Source organism: Bacteroides caecigallinarum, from assembly GCF_016901995.1.
In the GTDB taxonomy this organism is placed as follows: domain Bacteria; phylum Bacteroidota; class Bacteroidia; order Bacteroidales; family Bacteroidaceae; genus Phocaeicola; species Phocaeicola cellulolyticus.
The window spans coordinates 1-20,656 of record NZ_JACJLE010000038.1; the positions used below are offsets into that span (position 1 = coordinate 1).

Below are 20,656 nucleotides of genomic sequence, written 5' to 3' on the forward strand. Positions count from 1 at the left end.
GGGACTGAACATGATATACAATCTTAAGGATTAATGAAAAATCGGCCTTATTCCACTTCCTGATGTTGTAAGTTTATACAAAATTATAATTATAAATTGATATACAATGGAAAAAAGAGAATGGAAAACCATAAAGGAATATCAGGATATTCTTTTCGACTTCTATAACGGAATAGCAAAAATCACTATCAACCGTCCGCGATACAGAAATGCATTCACTCCTACCACTACATCCGAGATAAGCGATGCACTGCTTATCTGCCGCGAATGTCAGGACATCAATGTAGTAGTACTGACCGGTGCCGGCGACAAAGCATTCTGTTCAGGCGGCGACATGCATGTGAAAGGCCACGGAGGATATATCGGAACAGACGGTGTGCCACGCCTCAACGTGCTTGACGTACAGAAGCAGATACGTTCCATTCCTAAACCTGTGATAGCGATGGTAAACGGTTATGCTATCGGCGGCGGACACGTTCTTCACGTAGTTTGCGACTTGTCAATAGCATCTGAGAATGCCATATTCGGACAGACAGGCCCTCGTGTAGGTAGCTTCGATGCCGGTTTCGGTTCTTCATACCTTGCCCGCGTGGTAGGTCAGAAAAAGGCTCGCGAAATATGGTTCCTCTGCCGTCAGTATTCTGCACAGGAAGCCCTTGAAATGGGACTTGTAAATAAGGTTGTTCCTTTCGACCGTCTGGAAGACGAGGTTGTGGAATGGGCAGAAACAATGATGCAACACAGCCCGCTTGCACTTCGTATGATTAAGGCTGGTCTGAATGCCGAACTCGACGGTCAGGCAGGAATACAGGAACTGGCTGGAGATGCCACAATGCTGTATTACATGACCGAAGAAGCACAGGAAGGCGGAAAGGCATTCCTAGAAAAGCGTAAACCGGACTGGAGCAAATTCCCGAAAATGCCGTAAAACAACATACGTTTTTATCGTTACACGTTCGTGTGACGCATGTGACACCTACGTGTGACGAGTGTGACACGTTCGTGTAACGAGCGTAACACTTACGTGTTACGCCTATTTATACAGCCCATCTAAAAATATACTTTATGATTAAATCAGAAATCATCCCTTACGAACTCCATTTCAAACAACCTGCAGGTACATCACGTGGTGTGTATACCACCCGCAAAGTATGGTATGTCCGACTCACGGATACAGAAACCGGTAAATCGGGATTAGGCGAGTGCGCCCCACTTCCCAACCTGAGTTGTGACGATATTCCTGAATACGAAGATGTGCTGCATTGCCATTGCCTGCAAGTAGAGAAAACCGGTTCCATTGATTATAAGAGCCTGCGTCCATACCCTTCGATGCTGTTCGGTCTGGAAACAGCCTTTTATCATCTACATGCCGGTAGCCTTGCTTTCTGGGACACACCATTCTCGCGTGGAGAAGAGGGAATTACCATAAACGGCCTTATATGGATGGGCAGTTTCGATGAGATGTATGCCCGTATCCGAGAAAAGATGAGTGCCGGATTCCGCTGCATAAAACTGAAAATCGGCGCCATAGATTTCGACAAGGAATTGCAGTTGATAGAATTTATCCGAAGCCATTTCGACAAGGATGAAATAGAACTCCGCGTGGATGCCAACGGAGCATTCAAACCGTCCGACGCAATGTCCAGACTTGAAGCACTGAGCAAGTTCGACCTTCATTCCATAGAACAGCCAATACGTCAGGGACAATGGGAAGAAATGGCAAAACTATGTGCCACTACCCCACTACCTATTGCTCTCGACGAAGAACTGATAGGAGTAAATACTGAAAGCGAAAAGATTCGCCTTCTGGAAACTATCCGTCCACAATACATTATTCTTAAACCGTCACTGCATGGCGGAATTGCCGGTTCTGAAGAATGGATACGACTGGCAAAGGAAAGAAATATCGGCTATTGGATAACATCGGCACTGGAATCAAATATCGGATTGAACGCCATAGCACAATGGACTGCTACCCAGGAACATATCTTACAACAGGGACTCGGCACAGGACAGCTGTTTACTGATAATATTGAGTCTCCGCTGTGTATTAAGGGAGAGAGGTTGTGGTTTGATGCGGAGAAACAAAAACCAACAACAATGCAAAATTTATTTTGTAAATATTAGTTATTTACTACTTTTCAAAATACCTCATATAGTTTTGGTAAGTCTTATTTTCTGAGAGAATAGGGAAATAAAAAAATGAAATATTGATTTAATTTTTGTGAAATATTATTGTAATAACAGGCCAATACTTTTACGCAAAAATTAAATGCAATTATAAATGATACAGAAACTATTTACCAAGACACTTACAACATGTGGAATATTTTCCATCCTGTGTGGAAATATATTGGCACAAGACTTAAATGATAAGAGTAACATCTTTTTCGATGAAGGAAAACTAACTTTCCAATCCAAAGACAAAGCCTTCAAATTAAAACTAGATAACAGAATCTATACCGATTTATCCTTTTATCTGCCAACAGAATCTGTAGATGGTTTATCTTCCAAACCCAATAAAGATATTGAAGAAGATGACGGTGTTTTCAGATTCAACAATGGTGTAAGTATAAGAAGGGCCCGATTTGCAATTAAAGCCACTTTATACGAAAAATGGTTTGCAGAACTGGATGTTGACTTCGCCTATAATGAAGTTGAACTTAAAGACATGTATCTTGGATATAAGTTCAATGATCATATTTCAATCAAGGCGGGTCATTTTAAGGAACCTATGAGTATGGAACGATTAACAAGTTCCAGATATCTGACTTTTAATGAACGCCCAATGCCAGTAGAAATGTTTGCAGGTGGTAGACGCATGGGTACAGCTTTAACAGCATGGGGAAATCATTGGTGGCTGTCCGGAGGCGTTTTCGGTCAGCAAATTGACATTCTACAAAAAGAAAAGAATAGAGGCAGCGACGGTTATGGCTTTACAGGCCGTGTAGCTTCCGCCCCAATTAACAATGACGATTTTACTTTGCATTTCGGCGGATATGCATCATACAGAACTCCTGATGCTAACGGAACTGAAAACCGTATAGTAGAGTTCAGGACCTTCCCGGAGAGTCGCACAGATCGTCGCAGATTTGTTCGTGCGGAAATAGCAAATGTTAATCACTATACTACTTATGGCATTGAAGCTGCCGTTAAATATAAAAAACTTCTGGCTTATGGTGAATATATGTTTACCTCACTGTCAAGATTCAAAGAAGAGAACAATAACAAATTGCAGCTTAAAAACGCAGAGTTTATTGGCTGGTATGCAGCTGCATCTTACATGATTCTTGGCGAACAGAAACGATATGTTCCTGAAGATGCCGAATTTGCACCTATGTACCAGAAACGTAAGGGTGGATGTCTGGAAATTGCAGGACGAGTAAGCCATGTAAACCTAAATGATTTCCATGAAATATCCAATCCAATAACAGGTGGAGCAGCTTATGCCTATGCTCTGAACCTGAACTGGTATCCTGTTCCGAATATATTGCTGGGGTTGAACTATACATTTATGGATAACGACAAGTATGCCGATGATAAAGGTCATATAACAAAAGATAATCAGCCATTAAGCAAAGCTATGCCAAACGGATTAGATTTCAATATTCTACAAATGAGATTAATGCTATCATTCTAAAAAAATATTTTATGAAAAAAAACTTATTCAAATGTGCAGTCGTACTTTTCGGTACTGCATTGATTGTAACAAGCTGTAAAGACGATTCAGAAGAAGATCTGAATTTAGGAAATTCTGACATTACAGGATTATTTATTAATGAAGTATGTTCTAGCGGAACAGACTGGGTAGAATTATACAATTCATCTGACAAAGACATTAAATTAGATGGATATAAACTCCAGGATAACAAAGGGGCAGATGAAGAATATACATTTCCTGAAAATGCAGTCATAGCATCTAAATCTTTCCTTGTATTAGAAAAAGAAACAGATTTTGCTTTTGGTATTTCAGGTGACGGGGATGAAATAAAACTCTTGGATAGTACGTATAAAACAATTGATCAGATTGTTATTCCAGTCCTTGAAGACGGACAGACTTTTGCCCGCACCGCTGATGGTGGAAAAGATTGGGCTGTTGCCGAAGCAGGAACAAAAGGAAAATCCAACACATCAGAGCCAGACGATAATACAGACAATTCTACAGATGAAAGTGATGTAAACCTTCTTATTAATGAAGTCATGAGCGCACCATTGGATGGAGAATTTGACTTTATCGAAATATTCAATCCGGGTACGGAGGATGTTGATATCAGTGGCTTTATTTTACAGGATGATAAAGGAGCAACAGAACAGTATATTATTCCTGAAGGAACTGTTATAGCAGCAAACAGTTTAATCTGCTTCAGTCAGGCCCAGGAAGGTAACCCTAACGGTAGTTTTGGTTTCGGTTTGAGTTCTAAAGGTGACAAGGTCACTTTCCTGGATAGCGAAGGTAAAAAAATTGACGAAGTTGAGACACCTGCTATGGAAAAAGGAACATCTTATGCAAGAGTATCCAATGGTGCCGCATCATGGCATATCTGTGATACTCCAACGAAAGGTGAAGACAATAACGGAGAGTCAAATTCAGATTTAAAAGGTGTTCTAATGATTAATGAGGTATATACTTTCAGTGATCAGTCAGATATCAATGATTTGGACTATATTGAAATATATAACAATTCATCAGAAGATATAGATATGTCAGGTTTGAAACTATGGGAAGGTGGCGGACAAGAAGAGGCGTGGACCGTCCCCTCCGGAAAAATTATTCCTGCTAAAGGTTTTATAGTTATTGAATGCGATAAGGAAGGACTTCACGGAGATGCAGTAAACTATCCATCATGGGGGTTAAGCAAGAATGACGAAATTATAGTCCTTGCTGATGCCAACATGAATATAATTGACCAAATTTCTACTCCAAATATGTCTGAAAATGAGACCTATGGAAGAAAAACTGACGGTAGTACAGAATGGGTGATTTTTGCTGAACTTACCAAAGGAACATCCAACAACGGTGCGCAGGAGAAACAGGAAGTAATCAATACTACAGGGGTTTTCATCAATGAGGTTTTCACAAACAATCAGGATACACAAATTTCTTCTTGGGATGACACTAAAGACTTCATTGAATTCTTTAATTCTACAGATAAAGACGTAGATTTGGGTGGATACAGTATTCTTGATGATAAGATGGATGAAGAAGACCGTTATACATTTCCTAATGGAACTATAATCAAAGCAAAATCATTTCTGACTCTAAATGTTGACAAGAATGCAACTGATGGTCCTACCTTCGGCCTGGGAAAAGGTGGAGACAAAGTTCTATTCTACAATAAAGACAAGAAATTGATTGATGAAATGGTAACAGGGGATTTTGAAGATAATGAAATATACAGTACTGGAAGAAAAACTGACGGTAGCTCCGAAATTGTTGTATTTACAGAAGTTTCTAAAAACGCCAGTAATAATGGCAAAAGTATCAAGCAATAATGTATAGATGTAAAAAAATAAATATTAATGCGGTTCTGTATGGAACCGCATTAATTCTGTTACATGCATCCTGTTCTTCAGATAAAAATTCAGACTCTACAGTTTCAACAACTTATCATTATCCAATTCCTTCAAAGACAGTCAGTTTCAGTGACTCAAAGATTTCATTTCAGATTGGTGGCTACGGTTCTGATCTGGTGTATTTGAAGAAAGATAGTACATTCTGGCTATTGACAGACAGAGGTCCCAATGTAGATAATCAATCCGGTGACGGAAAAATATTCCCGCAACCTGAGTTTTGCCCTCGTATCGGCATTTTTGCAAAAGAAAAAGAACAGTTTGTATTAAAACGCGAAATTCTTTTAAAAGATACCAATAATATTCCATTCACCGGCTTACCTATAAAGAACAATCCTGGCTCTACGGGTGAGATAGCCTATGATATTGAAGGAAAAAAAATCCACTCATATACCAAACATGGCATAGACCCTGAAGGTTTGGCTGTTTTGCCAGACAGCTCATTTTGGGTGAGTGAAGAATATGGCCCTTTTCTGATGCATTTTGACAAAACTGGCAGGTGCATAGAATCATTATCTCCTTTTGATGGTACAATGCCTATACATTATCAGAAAAGAAGGCCTAATAGGGGACTTGAAGGTTTATGTTCAAATCCTGATGGTACATTCCTGTATGGCATTATGCAGTCACCTCTTACCGACTCGAAAGAACATACTGTACCATTGTTTAAATATGATACATCTAACAAGATATGGTCCGAATATACATATCCTCTTGACTCGGAGAGTGATGGTGCAAATGCTTTATGCTGGATCAGCGATAGCGTCTTGCTTGTTCTGGAAAGAGATGGGAAATTTCCGGATAAAAACTTTCATGCGAACAAAAAGGTTTATAAGGTCTGCCTAACACAATCTTTTCAGATACTTGAGAAAACTCTTATATTGGATATTGTAAAAGCTGCACCGGAATATGTTCATGACAAAATAGAAGGTCTTGCAATGATTGGTGATTCCATTTTATGCATAGCAAATGATGATGACTTTGGCATAACATCCCCTGAAAAACCCAATAACACTGTTATTGAAAAAAATACTCCTTCTGGATGCAAGGATTTTAACGAATTATGGTTTTTTAATATTAGATGAACCTATTGTATTTTTCTGCTGTTGAATGTCACATAAAGAATTCTCATACCCACGTGGCTTTTGACAGCAGATTTTTCATTACCCATATTCCTTCTAAGTAATTTGAATAATTGTATTATCATACTAACTTGCATATATTCTAAATTTTTGCGAATATTGCATATAATTATGCATACGATATTTGTTCCAGAAAATTTACTCAATAATGCATCAGAACATCACCATAAACGGAAAGACTTATACAGCTGAAGAAGCATCATTACTTAAAGAGCGGTTCGCATCAAAATACGGTGAAGATAGTTTCATGGCTTCACTTAGTGGATTCCTTGCCGAATGGTACAACGAGAGTCCGTTATTGAAAGTCCACACATCCGGCTCTACAGGTACTCCTAAAGAACTATGGGTAGAGAAGGAAAGGATGATGAACAGTGCACACCTTACAGTATCATTCTTGAGACTAAAGACCGGCGACAGCGCATTATTGTGTATGCCCCTGCCCTACATAGCGGGGAAAATGGTAGTAGTACGCAGCATAATAGCAGGCCTTAACCTTATGGTAGTTGCCCCATGCGGACGACCGCTACAGTACATAACAGAAATACCGGACTTTGCAGCTATGATACCGATGCAGGTATTCAATTCATTGCAGCATCCGGAAGATAGAGAAAAACTGATGCAAATCCGTCACCTCATAATCGGAGGAGGAGCAATAGACAAGAACATGGCTGAAGAACTGAAGTCTTTCCCCAACGCAGTATGGAGCACATACGGAATGACTGAAACACTCTCGCATATCGCACTGCGACGCCTTAATGGCAGTGATGCGTCGGAATGGTACACACCTTTCGACAATGTATCACTTAATCTTTCAGATGAAGGAACACTTATCATCTCTGCTCCATCAGTAAACCCTGAAACTTTAATCACAAACGATATAGTAGAATTCAACGACAAAGGTCAGTTCCGAATACTCGGACGCAAGGATAATACTATCAACACCGGAGGAGTGAAAGTACAGATAGAACAAGTGGAAGAAAAACTTAGTCACTACCTGCCGGAAGGTTCATATATGATAACCTCCGTACCGGATGCCAAGTTCGGCGAGAAAATAGTAATGTTAGTATCACGCGAAATGAATACTGACGATGCGATAAACAACCTCCCGCATTACTGGCGTCCGAAACATATCATCCTTATCCCGGAACTTCCGCTTACAGGAACAGGAAAGCCTGACAGGGCTAAGGCGAAGGCTATTGCGGCGGGAACATTAATAAATTTTGTCTTATAGACAAGACAATAATGGGCATTTTTTGTCTTACCCATAAGACAAAAACAATTTTATACCACCAAACACTACAATGCAAATGAAGCATTCAGATAAAAGTATGTCTGATTTTTAATCGAATTATCAGAAGGTTTCCATATTCTGAAATTAGGAGAGAGTCTGACATACTTTCCAAATTTTATTTCCAGACCGACAATACCAGCCATTCCATCCGATATTTTATCCCACGACTCTTTTGATGAAAGATAATCCCATCTGCCATACAAACCTAAGTTATTATTAATATTTACAGTCGCATAAACAGAACTTCCACATCTGTCTGCATCATTAACAAAGCCTGAATTCATCATCATATTATATTCAGCACCTAAAGAAATAATTCTATTCCTGAAACCTGCAAAACATGCCAGGTTCGTCTCTCCCCTATACAATATTCCATCATCGGTCTTAACCCCATCGGCAGCTTCATTATACGAAGCATACGCCCTAAATACAAATCCATTTAAATACCCTACTGTAAAACCTACGCCATAAAGCAATCCGTCATTCACCTGCACTTGCTTATACCCTTCACCGTTCGCTACTATTCCGTCAAACGCAAGAAAATCATTAACCTTATATTCCGCCGAAACGGCTAGATCAGCACTGCTACCAAATCCATATTCATCCTGAAAAGATTTCATCACATACCTCTTTTCCCAAAACGATTCCTGAAATTTGAACTGTGTAGTAGATATCATTCCACCGCTGAGAGTAAGCTCTCCACTCTTCCATCTTAGGAAAGCATTCTTAATGAAACCTATCCTATGACTATCGTTTACATCGTCCGATATTCCGAAATCCATCACAGCCTTTATCTCCAGATCTTGCGGCAGTTTATATCCGTATCCTATATATGCCCTTTCCAGCCCGAAACCTCTGTCTTTATTTGAAGAGCCAAATCCGGAATGAAAATCTGAAAATATCGTAATAACCGCTTCACCTTTACCATCATTGGCATATATATAACCTATAGACGAAACGACAAGAATTATAATCAAATATATGTTTTTCATTTATATGAAGTTAAAGAAGTTGAGAAGGTAATAAAGTTGAAAAAGTTAGAGAAGGATTATACTTTAACTTCAAACTATAACTTCTCTAACTTCTTCAAATAAATTATTCCTTTGGTGCCTTTGCATTCCAAACCATTAAGGCACAAAGTACAGACAGTAGAGCCGCACCTATCCAGAACCAGTTGATTGCAGTAAAGTCATAAACCTCAACACCATTAACCATCGACTTATGACCTTCTATCAACACACCACTCATCACGTCCTGCACACCGGCACCTACATAGCTAGCAATGCCTACAACACCCAAAGCTGCGCCAGAAGCATTTCTCGGCGCAATATCAACAGCCATCAATCCACCTAGGAAACAAAGCAGGACACCAATACTAAGCCCAAACAAAACCATAGCCAAGGCATCAATCCATAGATGCGTACCTGGGACTAGCAAAAACAAACACAAGGCCAACACATTAAGCAAACCAAATATCAGTGCAGGAGCATTTCTCTTGCCGCCAAACAACTTGTCTGAAACAAATCCCGACAACACCGTACCAACTATTCCACATACAGAATTTATGGAAATAATAAAACTGGCATCCAATGTGCTATACCCTTTCTGCGCTTCCAGATAGAACACTCCCCAACTGTTTACCGCATAACGGCTGATATACATAAAGGCACTTGACAATGCTAGAATCCATATTGCAGGCATGAGCAAAACCTGTTTCTGTGCCTTGTTATAATCGGCAGTCTCCGTTTCAGTCATCACCTTCTTCTCTTTAAGCTGGTTCACAGGCGGCAGTCCCTTACTTTGCGGATTATCATGGAAGAATTGCCAGATTACCAATGCCCCAACTATACCTACCATACCGGCACCCCAGAAACCATATCTCCATCCCCATGCAGAGACTACAGAAGCTACGATTATGAATGTAAGGGCCTCACCGATGTTATGACTGGCAGACCAGAAACCGTAAAACGAGCCTCGTTCCTTATCGTCAAACCAACGCGACAATCCCACTACACATGAAGCTGCCCCCATAGACTGGAACCATCCGCTTATACCCCATAATACGGCAAACAATATAAACGAATTAACAAATCCCAGGCAAAGATTGACTAATGCTGTAACAAGAAGTCCCGTTGACATAAATCTGTTTATATTACTTCTGTCAGCCAGGAAACCATTTGTGAATTTACCAATAGCATACGTAAAGAAAAGCACAGACCCAATTATTCCAAGTTCCGTTTCGGAGAATACACCTTCTTCCACAATAGGTTTCTTAACTACATTAAGACTCAGCCTGCAAACATAGTACATCCCATATCCCAAAGTGGCAGAGAGAAACGTTGACCATTTGTAATAAGTCATCTTCCTTCTTTGTTCATCGGGCGAAGCAAAGCTACAAGGTCTCGCTTTCGAGACCCTGTAAAAATTCAGTATAGACCTAAACATAACTAAATCTATTTATGTAACCTATTGACCCTAAGATAATCCAGCAATAACGCAGGTCTGTCAGTCTGAATCAACTTTGCTCCCTGATTTATAACCCATCCCCAGCTTTCTTCCGGTTCTTTAAGTTCCACAGCCCTGTCGTCATCATGTCCTCCGCACAGTTCGGGCCAAAGGGTATTGATAAAGATTTTAGCTCCGCTATCTTTTACCTTCTTTATCAATCTAAGGACTTCAGGCGAATCATCCTTGAATACCAGTTCGAACGCCACTGGTTTAAGGTTTTTGAGATAGTCGTCAATAATCTTTTCCGCACCTTTCTTGTTCAGATTAACGACAGGCATAAATACCATTTTCTCCAATACCTCACCATTTTCCTCCACAACCTTTTCATAAGGATGGTCTGATTTCATCACACACTGGTTCACAGTACCGGTCTTTTCGAGTATGGCGTATGCTTCCTTAAAGTAATCATATCCTTTGTCAACATTTACCATTACTTTACCTTTACATAATAGCATTACTTCTTCGAAGGTTGGGACTTTGTGGCGGGTCTTACATCCTGCTCCGTTTTTCAAAACAAGTTTCTTAATTTGATCTAAAGTATAATCACTTGCCATCCCTTTACCATTAGTTGTCCTATTTAAAGTTCTGTCATGCATAACTATCAATTGACCATCTTTAGTCTTATTCAAATCAATTTCCACCATATCCACACCCATGTCTATGCAATTCTGAATTGCTTGCAACGAGTTTTCGGGCGCATTACGCCAGTCGGCACGATGAGAAACCACCAAAACAGACTCAGATGCCGGTTTTTCGAAATCCTGTAAAATATTATTTACAGTTTGTTGTGCATAGCATCCTACAGATGCCATAAATAAGAGTATGAAATATACAATTCTTTTCATATTGCCGAATTTAATTTATTATTCTTCCATATTAATTTCTCTCCCCACATTGGGACGTATGTCTGCTCACAATTAATTTGTGATGCCCTTTCCAACGCCATCGGCAGACTCCATCTTGAGTTTTCCACATCTGCATGTGTTAGTTCCAGAATATGAGACAACAAAACATAATCAGGAACAACTTGTCCACTTCCATCACCAATTATACGATTTTCAGTCAATGCGTCTGGTGCGTATCTTGGAATCAATATATTAACCCTATTGAGAATATTAGTAAATTGTGAAGGTTTATAGTTTGAATCCCCTGTATGCATAATAGTAAGGTTACCACTGTCATTTCCACAATCAATTGAAAATACTGTTACGAAATTCGATAATCCGGAATTATTATGATCAGTTATAGAAGTACGTATAGAAACTTTACCTATGGTATAGTTAGAAGATTTCTTTGAATAATATTCTTTACTTTCTTCTATAAAGTTAGATATCACAGGTTTCCCTTCTGCCAACATAGCTTCTATCAGCTTAGTATCATAATGGTCCTGGTGATTATGCGTAAGACAAAGAAAATCCAAATAAGGGGCCAACTTCTCTGCCCATCTGTGCATAATATCAATTGCAAAACAACATGAAGGCGTTTTTACCACATATCCCATATTATACAACATCCATATATGCGCTGTTCCATCCTCTACTTGTTCTTCCTTAATATCATTTAGAATCCTGTCAAATGCATACCTGTAATAATAAAGCAATACATCATATTTCTCCTTATTTTCAGAAGTAAGATTGATACTTTTAAGATAACTCTCAAAATAATCTGACGTACACTTATCGGCATATTCCTGTATTCTTTCAAAAGCCAATATTCTATTTTCGTCAAGAGGCTGTTCTTGTAAAGGCGAAGTAGCCCACAATGATTCTGCCAACTCCTTTCCTTCTTTTTGTTGAACAGTCAATTCTTCTGAAGGTTTTTCAATTTCCTCTTTTGTTTCTTTACTACAAGAAGAAAGAAGTAACACTACGAATAGTAAAGAATAACAAAACGATAATCTTCTCATTTTCCTATTTCATTTTAAAACCTGACTACGAATATTATGAAAACTAGTTTTTATCTGTTCCGGAGTCAAACGTTTATTATTTGCTAATCTATCTTTTGTCGCCTCATACATGAACACACCGTTATAACCGACTTTTTGCAATGACAATACCAATTCTTTCCAATCAATATCCCCTTGTGTCGGCAACCAATGACATTCATTATTAAAATCAAAATCAGAAGCGTGAATTGTACCTATATAATCACCTAACACATCTATAAAATGTTGTGTCGTTCCACCAAAGTAATGATTTGTATCAAAACAAACTTTCAAACCCGGTATATCTTTAATTATAAACAATAACTCCTCAGGTGTATTTCCAAGACAAGTACGAGGTAAATTCTCTATACAAAGCTGAAGTTTAAGGCTATCCGCACATTCTTTAAGCTGTTTAATAGATTCCTTGGTATTCTTCAATCGTTCACCTCTTTCTTCATCTGATATAGGCTCTGAACTTGGATGAAGGACTAATCTTTGCGGATTGAAAACAGCAGCCTGCTTTATCATTTTTGCCATAAACTTAACATTTTCCTTACGCAAAGAATCGTTTAATACGGAAATATCAAGTGTCCTTGAAAAAGGAAGATGTATTGACCAGACATTTATACCAGCACTATCAACTTTCAATTTCATATTCTGAATACGTTGAATTACTTCATCAGCAGGAACTCCTCTGTAAAATTGATTAAACGCTACTTCTATAAAATCTATTCCATGAATTTTCGCATTCTTAAAATCTTCAACTTTTGGGTTCTTCCACAATGCAGATGTCGTTCCAACCTTGTACTCAAAATCTTGCGAAAAAAGATTAGAAGATAGAACAAAAAAAGATATTAAAATTAAGTGCACTTTCATTTTACACAATTTTTTAATGCTGTTTAAACAGTATTTAAAAACCATTTAAACACCGTTTAAACAGCATAATTTTACTAATATTGGTTAGTTCCGTGAATATTACCACCTCTACAGCTCCATGTTGATGTTTCAGGACCTGCAAATACCGGTATAGCAACTACATTACCTCCAATATAACCAACATACAAATTCTTATCTGGACCGACTGTCATACCTGCCATTACTTTCTTGTTGTCACCTGAAGCGTCTGTTGTCATATTCCAAACCTCTTCACCAGTAGATGTATCAACGGCATGTATAATACCATTAGATGCACCGAAATATATGATACCTTTTTCATCCAATACCGGAAAACAGTACGTCAAAGCCGCCCCAGCATTAAATTCCCATTCAAGTTCGCCCAAAGAATTAACTGCATAAAGAGATTTACCACCTTTATCAACAAAATATACATTACCGTTTTTATCTACGACCGGAGCATATGCATCACCATTAGCAGGAACAGTCCATTTAATACTTCCGTCCGCTGTATTTATAGCAACAAGTCCTGCTCCAGATATTTGAGCAGCATATAATGTAGAGCCATCAATAGCAAATGAACCAATCTCCGTTACTGCAGCAGAAGCCCTCCATAATTGTTCTCCTTCGTGGTTAAACGCATATATATAGCTTCTTGTTCCTACATAAATCCTGCCATCTTTGTCTATTGCTACAGCACCAGCTTTATTAGCTGTTCCTTCCAAATTCTGACTCCAAATTTTACTTCCGTCTGATGTATTAATGGCATGAAATACATTGTCACCATCAAGAATATAAACAATGTTTCCATCACCTTTCACTGCCGGGAAACAATCCAGATTCTTATTTGTAGCACCTGTGTCATACAACCATTTCTGACTGCCATCAGCTTTTACTGCATAAAGTTTTCCGTCACGTGCACCTTGATATATAACATCATCAGGTCCTACAGCTGAACCACCTCCATAAGTGATGCTTGTAATGTCAAAATCCCATTTTTTAGAACCATCAATCTTATTATATGCATTAAGATTTCCTTTCTGATTAGAAGTAGGCAAATAGAATGTATTTCCATCCATAGAGAATACAGGATTGGAAGTCTTTATATAACAACCAGTATTTTGTTCCCAACTCTTTGATATTACATAAATTGTCTTTTCAGCCTCTTCTACTTGATCATCAGAGTAAACAACCTGGATTTTAATAGTATATTCACCACCATTAGTATAAGATTTTTCAACAGAATTTCCCTGTCCCTGCGTGTTATCTCCAAATGTCCAATTCACAAACCTGATTTCGCCCATGAAATACATATCATTATACGATAATGATATTGATTCTCCTGCAAGAAGATATGCTTTAAATCCGTTTATAGGTTCAATATATCCCGGTGTTACTTTTGCAACAACAGCCTCAGAATCTCCCTTATCATACACTGCTTGTAAAGAGATGGTATATTCTGTTCCATTATTTAGTTCAGAAACAATATAAGATTCTATATTTGCATCGTCTATTTCAATAACTTTATTTTCTGGTTCAACTGTTATCTTATATCCTTTTACATCTTCTGAAGGTTTATTCCATACCAATTTAACCTTTTGGTCACCTCCTATAACCTGATAATTAGCCGGTTCGACTCTTGAAGTAACAGGAGTAGCCTTAATTGACACTCTTCCAGAACGTTTATCACCGTAAATTGCTTGTACGGCAAATGTATAAGAAACTTTATTAGTCAAATTCTCTACTGTGACTGTATTATTTTCAGTAATGACATTTCCTCCTGACACTCCATTTACAGAAGGAGTCCATGATATATAGTACCCATCAGAAACTACATCCGACGGAACATCCCAGCTCAATGCCACCGCTTCATCCATCGGTGTCACAGACAAATTTGTGATTTCACATAAATTCCAGCTTGCTTGTGGTAATTCATCTTTGCATGACAATGTCAATAATGTAACCATCATGCAAATGCCATATAATATCTTTTTCATAATAATCTGTCTCCTATAAATTAATTATTACCATAACCTGGGTTTTGCCATAAGATTTCAGTATTTCCTATTTTCTCTATCTCATTCTGTGGGATAGGGAACAAAAGCTGATAATCCTGAATATCAAAGCCCTCATTTCTCATTACTTCCTTAGCCAATCCCATACGAACCAAATCATACCACCTATGTCCTTCGTAAGGAAACTCGCGCTGACGTTCATCAAGTATAGCCCTTCTAAATGAAGACTGATCAGGAAGATCAACATTGGAAAGTTTTCCCAAACCTGCACGTTCTCTTACATCATTTAATTGTTTCAATGCTACAGAACCTTCGGAAGCATCATAACCAATTTCATTCAACGCCTCAGCATACATCAATAATACATCGGCATATCTCAACAATATCTGGTCATTACCTACCACATTGTAAGTATCACTTTTTACATCAAAAAACTTATTCATCAGGCAAACATTTGCTGCAGCATTGACATATGTAATCAAATCTTTTCTATCATCATTTGCTTCATAAGAATTTACCAAAGATGCAGACTGATTTGAATCATCCGTAAGGTTTGTTATACTATACCAATAACCGTGTCCTTCATTTTCAACATTCTTATTAAAACGTACTGCAAATATAATTTCCTTATTCATCTTGTTTTCAACATCAAAAACTTTTGAAACAGGCTTTAAAAGTTCATACTTGCCTATCAACTGTGACAACACATCTCTTGCCAAATCCCATTTATGGAAAGTCAGATATACTTTACCAAGTAGAGCCATAGCTGCCCCTGAAGTTGCACGTCCCAAATCTTCACCTGAATAAGATTCCGGCAACATGTTTTCTTCAACGATAGTTTTCAAATCACCTCCAATAAATTCTAACATCTGTTCATCAGTGGCACGTGATATTTTCATGGCTTCATCCACTGTCACAACTTTCTTAGTCACAGGTACTCCACCCCAAATACGATACATATTGAAATAATTCAACGCACGTATAAACATCGCTTCGCCTTTATATTGCTTTTTCTGGTTTTCATCAAAATCAGCAGCATCAATACGATCCAATATCATATTACAACGATAAACATTGTTATTGAAATTAGCCCAATAATCATTCAATATACCATTTGAAGGCTTCTCAGTAAAATGATCTATATCATATCTGTCCTGCGTACCTGATGTAGGAGCACTAAGGTTCAAGTTATCACTCCTGTACTCGCAGCATTCCATATAAAAATTAACTTGAGTCTGTAACTTTGAATAACATCCTATAACAGCAACATTAAAATCACTTGCCGTTTGATAAACTTTATCTGTTACAACACTGGTTGAAGGCTCCAAGTCAAAGAAACTGTCAGAGCATGAAATCAATGAAAGCGAAGCTGCCAATATTAATATGTAATTATATCTTTTCATAATAAATCATTTTATAATGTTACATTGATACCAAACATGAATGTCCTTGCAAGAGGATAAGTTCCATAATCCTCACCAGGTGTTAATGCATTGTCAGGGCGGGCATTAACTTCCGGATTATATCCACTATATTTTGTAAATGTAGCTAAATTCTGTCCAGATACATATAGTCTCAGTTTCTCTACATAAAAACGATTAGTCCATTTTTTAGGCAATGTATATCCCAATGACACATTCTGTAAGCGCAAATATGAGCCATCTTCCAAATGCCAAGTAGAAGTTCTTCCGTTATAGCCAGTCTGTTTTCTATTAGCTTTATTCACCTGTCCATTTCCAGGTTGGTCTTCACTCTGCCAACGGTCCAATGCTATAGTTGTACCATTGACATTCCCTTCCATATTATCTATATATCTGCGATTAAGATTAAGTATCTTGTTACCAAATACACCCTGGAAATTAATATCCAAATCAAATCCTTTATACCACAACTTACCACCAAACCCATATGTAAATTTCGGCATATAGTTACCACAAACGGTACGATCCTTATCCAAATCCAAAACACCATCGCCATCAACATCCACGAAACGAAAATCACCTACTTTTGTATTCTCAAAATGAGGATATTTCTTCAAATCTTCTTCTGTCTCAAAAATACCATCCTGAACCAACAAATAATAATTGCCAATAGGTTTTCCTACTTCAGTAATGTAATAAGCATGTTCAACACTTCCAGAAGAAATAATAGGAGCATTACTTGGTCCCAATGCCTTTACTTCATTAATATTTTTTGACCAATTTGCATTAAAAGAATAGCCAAAATCATCAGAAATATGTTTTTGTGAACTCAATCCAATTTCCCATCCGCGATTATTAACTTTTCCTATATTCATCAATGATGTACTATAACCTGTTATTAATGGAACAGGAACACTCAGCAACATATCAGATGTATTCGTATTATAATAATCAACAGTAAATCCCAATAATCCATTAAACATCTGTACGTCAACACCAGCATTAACCATTTTATTTTTCTCCCAACTTAAATCTTCACGTTCTATATTATCCGGTTTATATCCATAAGACAACAATCCTTGCCCTGTTCCTAATATATAATTATCCAAAGACATTGTAGCCAAATGTTCATAATTGCCTATTTGGAAATTACCTGTTACTCCATAACTTAAACGCAGTTTCAAATCATTAATAAAAGACAATGCAGTCTGTTCTTTAAAGAAGTTTTCTTCTGTTATACGCCAAGCAGCAGATGCGGAAGGGAAATATCCCCATCTATTATTTTTACCAAAACGAGATGATCCATCTGTACGAATAGCACCAGACAACATGTATTTTCCAGAAAAACTATACTGTACACGTGCAAGATAAGAAGCAATAGACCATTGTGATTTTTCAGAATATCCTTTTGTTACAGTACCTCCTGATATTGTCTGAATATAATCATTAGGATAATCTGTTGCTGTAACATTATTGCTTTTAAATGTTTCCTTTTGAGCAGACTGAACCAAAATAGCAGTCAAATTATGTTTTTCATTAATAGTTGTATTATATGTCAACTGATTTTCAATAAGCCAGTTAAAATAGAAACTTGAGGAACTATATCCTTCCGGATTTGAAGGCATATCATAATAATTCTTACCTTTAAGAGGCAATGCAGATTGACGATACTTATCATTATGAGCACCATAATAGTCTCCACCAAATGAAATTTTATACGTCAAACCTTTATAAAGTTCCAATTCTGCATAAACTTTTCCTATAATAGACATTCTATCAGTTACGTTAGATTGTAAATTTGCCATTGCTACCGGATTCAATACTTCATTATGCTGATAATCTGTTCCTATACGCCAATAGCCATTTCCTTGATAATTGTAAGAACCATCTTCATTATATACAGGCCAAACAGGTGGCATCATTAACGCAGATTGCACTATACCTCCTGCTCCAGAAGCATCAACACTATTAGATGTAGAATAAGAAGGAGCAAAATTTACCCCAAACTTCAATCGTTTGTATTTGCCATCTATATTCATACGCATACTATACTTTTTGAAGTCCGAATTAATAATGATACCCTCTTTATTCATATAATTACCGGAAACAAAATAGTTCACACTATTTGCTTTACCGGACAATGAGATATTATGCCCTGTTGTATTTGCAGTACGGAAAATAGCATCCTGCCAATCAGTATCTGTAAGCCCAGGTTGTCCTTCAAGATAAGGGAAGAGTTCAGCCGGGATTTGATGATATGATTGTGGTCTCACACTATTAGGGTCGTCAGGAGAAGCACCCGGTACTTCAGCCAAATATGCATTATTATGTCCGTCCCTTGCAAATTCAGCAAATTGGTAAGCATTCATCATTGGGAGTTTCTTTGAAACATTCTGAATACCATAATATCCATCATACTGTACTGTCAATTTCTCTGATGTTCCTTTTTTGGTTGTAATCAAAACAACACCATTTGAGCCACGGCTACCATATATTGCAGCTGCCGAAGCATCTTTCAATACTTCTATTGACTCAATATCATTAGTATTCATATTGGCAAATCCTCTTTCCATAGGAACACCATCTACTATATATAATGGGTCACTACCTGCATTAACAGTACTGATACCTCGAACCCTAATACTGACACTACCTTCCGGATCACCACTCGGTGTAGTCACCTGTACACCAGGCATCTTACCAACAAGGGCCTGACGAAAATCTGAAGCCGGATTATTTGCCAATGCTTCTGCTTTTACGGAAGAAACTGCCGTTGACACATCACGCTTCCTCTGAACACCATATCCTACTACAACCACCTCATCCAATACTTCAGTATCTTCATGCAGAACAAGTCTTGACAGATTCTTGTCTGTGGCTTTCAAGGTCATTGTCTTATAACCTATATAAGAAATATCAAGGGTAGAATTCTCCGGAACATCGTTTATTGTGAACTTACCGTCCATATCTGTTATAGTTCCGTTTGTCGTTCCTTTCACCAATACGCTGGCTCCAATTACAGGCTCACCGTTAGTATCTACTATTACACCTGATACGTTTTTTTTCTTCACTTGCTGACTACCATTTGACGATGTCTTGCCGTCTTTAAGATAAATCTTTTCTTCACCGATTTCGAAAGCGACGTTTGTGCCTGCAAACAGACGTTTCAAGACATCACCCAATTCCTCGTTGGTAGCACTGATACTGACATTTTGGTCCGGATTAACCGTAGGGCGACTGTAAGCCACACTTAAGCCTGTCTGCTTAGTGATGGCATCGAACACTTTCTCTAACTTGACATTCTGTAGATTGATTGTCACCTTCTGGGCATAGGCCGAATAGCCTGATGCCAGACTAAAGCATAATAATGCTAATAGAAATCTGATTCTCATACATTAGAATTTAATTAATAAAAATAGTAATTTGTTTTATCAGTTGACACACGAAAACAGAAAATGGGTGAGAGAAATATGAAGTTTTTTTCATCTAAGTACTTTTAAAAATATGACAAGTCTAAAAATCAAGCAATTACATATACAAAAAAATCTGTTAATATAAGAAACGACTTAATAAAACACCATTTTTTCGCTGTTTACATGCATAATACAACCAAAAACGCTATATTTGTACTGTTCGAAATCACAGACGGTTTTCATTTGATTTTTATTGGCTTATGAAAAAAGAATTTGGCAAATGGCTAATGGATATAGCCAAATATATGGTTACAGCACTTTTACTGTCTTCAACCTTTGGAAATATGAATAATCCGCTGATTGTGGCATGTGTTGTTGTTGCTTCAGCATCGACATTGGGAGCCGGACTTTGGTTAATTAGTAATACAGAAAAAAAAGAAAGTTAATTATGGGAGCAATCGTAGTTTCAGCTTTTGT

The 20,656-nt window shown here is 37.8% G+C and carries 15 protein-coding genes; 7 read left to right on the forward strand and 8 right to left on the reverse strand.

All coding sequences use genetic code 11. From position 1 onward, the window contains the following. The first annotated feature begins 106 nt into the window (after positions 1–106). The 6 genes from menB (at position 107) to H6A61_RS10460 (ending at position 7,944) form a co-directional block, all read left to right on the forward strand. Complete coding sequence (gene menB, locus H6A61_RS10435; protein ID WP_154043278.1) at positions 107–928, forward strand: 1,4-dihydroxy-2-naphthoyl-CoA synthase; 822 nt, start codon at positions 107–109, stop codon at positions 926–928. A gap of 137 nt (positions 929–1,065) precedes the next feature. Then, on the forward strand, positions 1,066–2,127 hold the full coding sequence (locus tag H6A61_RS10440; protein ID WP_204393432.1) for an o-succinylbenzoate synthase: 1,062 nt from the start codon (positions 1,066–1,068) through the stop codon (positions 2,125–2,127). A 157-nt stretch (positions 2,128–2,284) separates the two neighbouring features. Next, on the forward strand, positions 2,285–3,640 hold the full coding sequence (locus tag H6A61_RS10445) for an OprO/OprP family phosphate-selective porin (RefSeq protein ID WP_204393434.1): 1,356 nt from the start codon (positions 2,285–2,287) through the stop codon (positions 3,638–3,640). 11 nt (positions 3,641–3,651) lie between these two features. Beyond that, entirely contained in the window at positions 3,652–5,493 is a 1,842-nt protein-coding gene (locus H6A61_RS10450; RefSeq protein ID WP_204393436.1) for a lamin tail domain-containing protein, read from the forward strand. Then, positions 5,493–6,656, forward strand: coding sequence for an esterase-like activity of phytase family protein (locus H6A61_RS10455; protein ID WP_204393438.1), 1,164 nt, complete (start codon positions 5,493–5,495; stop codon positions 6,654–6,656). Before H6A61_RS10450 ends, H6A61_RS10455 begins: the two co-directional genes overlap by 1 nt. A gap of 205 nt (positions 6,657–6,861) precedes the next feature. Further along, positions 6,862–7,944, forward strand: a complete 1,083-nt coding sequence (locus H6A61_RS10460) for an AMP-binding protein (RefSeq protein WP_204393440.1) — start codon at positions 6,862–6,864, stop codon at positions 7,942–7,944. Between the two features lie 65 nt (positions 7,945–8,009). On the opposite strand, the gene H6A61_RS10465 is transcribed toward H6A61_RS10460, so the two are convergent. The 8 genes from H6A61_RS10465 to H6A61_RS10500 form a co-directional block, all read right to left on the reverse strand. Next, positions 8,010–8,996 (reverse strand): hypothetical protein, encoded by a 987-nt coding sequence (locus H6A61_RS10465; RefSeq protein WP_204393442.1) that lies wholly within the window; start codon positions 8,994–8,996, stop codon positions 8,010–8,012. Between the two features lie 103 nt (positions 8,997–9,099). After that, positions 9,100–10,449: an MFS transporter gene (locus H6A61_RS10470; protein WP_204393444.1), complete on the reverse strand. Its 1,350-nt coding sequence runs from the start codon at positions 10,447–10,449 to the stop codon at positions 9,100–9,102. Between the two features lie 8 nt (positions 10,450–10,457). Then, positions 10,458–11,357: a glycerophosphodiester phosphodiesterase family protein gene (locus H6A61_RS10475; RefSeq protein ID WP_204393446.1), complete on the reverse strand. Its 900-nt coding sequence runs from the start codon at positions 11,355–11,357 to the stop codon at positions 10,458–10,460. Beyond that, positions 11,354–12,418 (reverse strand): MBL fold metallo-hydrolase, encoded by a 1,065-nt coding sequence (locus H6A61_RS10480; protein ID WP_204393448.1) that lies wholly within the window; start codon positions 12,416–12,418, stop codon positions 11,354–11,356. Before H6A61_RS10480 ends, H6A61_RS10475 begins: the two co-directional genes overlap by 4 nt. A 9-nt stretch (positions 12,419–12,427) precedes the next feature. Next, a complete protein-coding gene (locus H6A61_RS10485; protein ID WP_204393450.1) occupies positions 12,428–13,312 on the reverse strand; it encodes a sugar phosphate isomerase/epimerase family protein in 885 nt (294 codons plus the stop codon). 74 nt (positions 13,313–13,386) lie between these two features. After that, on the reverse strand, positions 13,387–15,327 hold the full coding sequence (locus H6A61_RS10490; protein ID WP_204393452.1) for a PQQ-binding-like beta-propeller repeat protein: 1,941 nt from the start codon (positions 15,325–15,327) through the stop codon (positions 13,387–13,389). A 20-nt stretch (positions 15,328–15,347) separates the two neighbouring features. Further along, entirely contained in the window at positions 15,348–16,748 is a 1,401-nt protein-coding gene (locus H6A61_RS10495) for a RagB/SusD family nutrient uptake outer membrane protein (RefSeq protein ID WP_204393454.1), read from the reverse strand. An 11-nt stretch (positions 16,749–16,759) separates the two neighbouring features. Further along, positions 16,760–20,158 carry a TonB-dependent receptor gene (locus tag H6A61_RS10500; protein WP_204393456.1) on the reverse strand — a complete coding sequence of 1,133 codons (3,399 nt, stop codon included), beginning with the start codon at positions 20,156–20,158 and terminating at the stop codon, positions 16,760–16,762. A gap of 281 nt (positions 20,159–20,439) precedes the next feature. Between H6A61_RS10500 and H6A61_RS10505 the strand changes: the two genes are divergently transcribed. Beyond that, a complete protein-coding gene (locus tag H6A61_RS10505; RefSeq protein ID WP_204393458.1) occupies positions 20,440–20,625 on the forward strand; it encodes a DUF6722 family protein in 186 nt (61 codons plus the stop codon). Positions 20,626–20,656: the final 31 nt, after the last annotated feature.

Bases quoted from the DNA above. Each gene is read 5' to 3' on its own strand.
- menB (WP_154043278.1), top strand. From the start codon at position 107: ATGGAAAAAAGAGAATGGAAAACCATAAAGGAATATCAGGATATTCTT.
- H6A61_RS10440 (WP_204393432.1), top strand. From the start codon at position 1,066: ATGATTAAATCAGAAATCATCCCTTACGAACTCCATTTCAAACAACCT.
- H6A61_RS10445 (WP_204393434.1), top strand. From the start codon at position 2,285: ATGATACAGAAACTATTTACCAAGACACTTACAACATGTGGAATATTT.
- H6A61_RS10450 (WP_204393436.1), top strand. From the start codon at position 3,652: ATGAAAAAAAACTTATTCAAATGTGCAGTCGTACTTTTCGGTACTGCA.
- H6A61_RS10455 (WP_204393438.1), top strand. From the start codon at position 5,493: ATGTATAGATGTAAAAAAATAAATATTAATGCGGTTCTGTATGGAACC.
- H6A61_RS10460 (WP_204393440.1), top strand. From the start codon at position 6,862: ATGCATCAGAACATCACCATAAACGGAAAGACTTATACAGCTGAAGAA.
- H6A61_RS10465 (WP_204393442.1), bottom strand. From the start codon at position 8,996: ATGAAAAACATATATTTGATTATAATTCTTGTCGTTTCGTCTATAGGT.
- H6A61_RS10470 (WP_204393444.1), bottom strand. From the start codon at position 10,449: ATGTTTAGGTCTATACTGAATTTTTACAGGGTCTCGAAAGCGAGACCT.
- H6A61_RS10475 (WP_204393446.1), bottom strand. From the start codon at position 11,357: ATGAAAAGAATTGTATATTTCATACTCTTATTTATGGCATCTGTAGGA.
- H6A61_RS10480 (WP_204393448.1), bottom strand. From the start codon at position 12,418: ATGAGAAGATTATCGTTTTGTTATTCTTTACTATTCGTAGTGTTACTT.
- H6A61_RS10485 (WP_204393450.1), bottom strand. From the start codon at position 13,312: ATGAAAGTGCACTTAATTTTAATATCTTTTTTTGTTCTATCTTCTAAT.
- H6A61_RS10490 (WP_204393452.1), bottom strand. From the start codon at position 15,327: ATGAAAAAGATATTATATGGCATTTGCATGATGGTTACATTATTGACA.
- H6A61_RS10495 (WP_204393454.1), bottom strand. From the start codon at position 16,748: ATGAAAAGATATAATTACATATTAATATTGGCAGCTTCGCTTTCATTG.
- H6A61_RS10500 (WP_204393456.1), bottom strand. From the start codon at position 20,158: ATGAGAATCAGATTTCTATTAGCATTATTATGCTTTAGTCTGGCATCA.
- H6A61_RS10505 (WP_204393458.1), top strand. From the start codon at position 20,440: ATGAAAAAAGAATTTGGCAAATGGCTAATGGATATAGCCAAATATATG.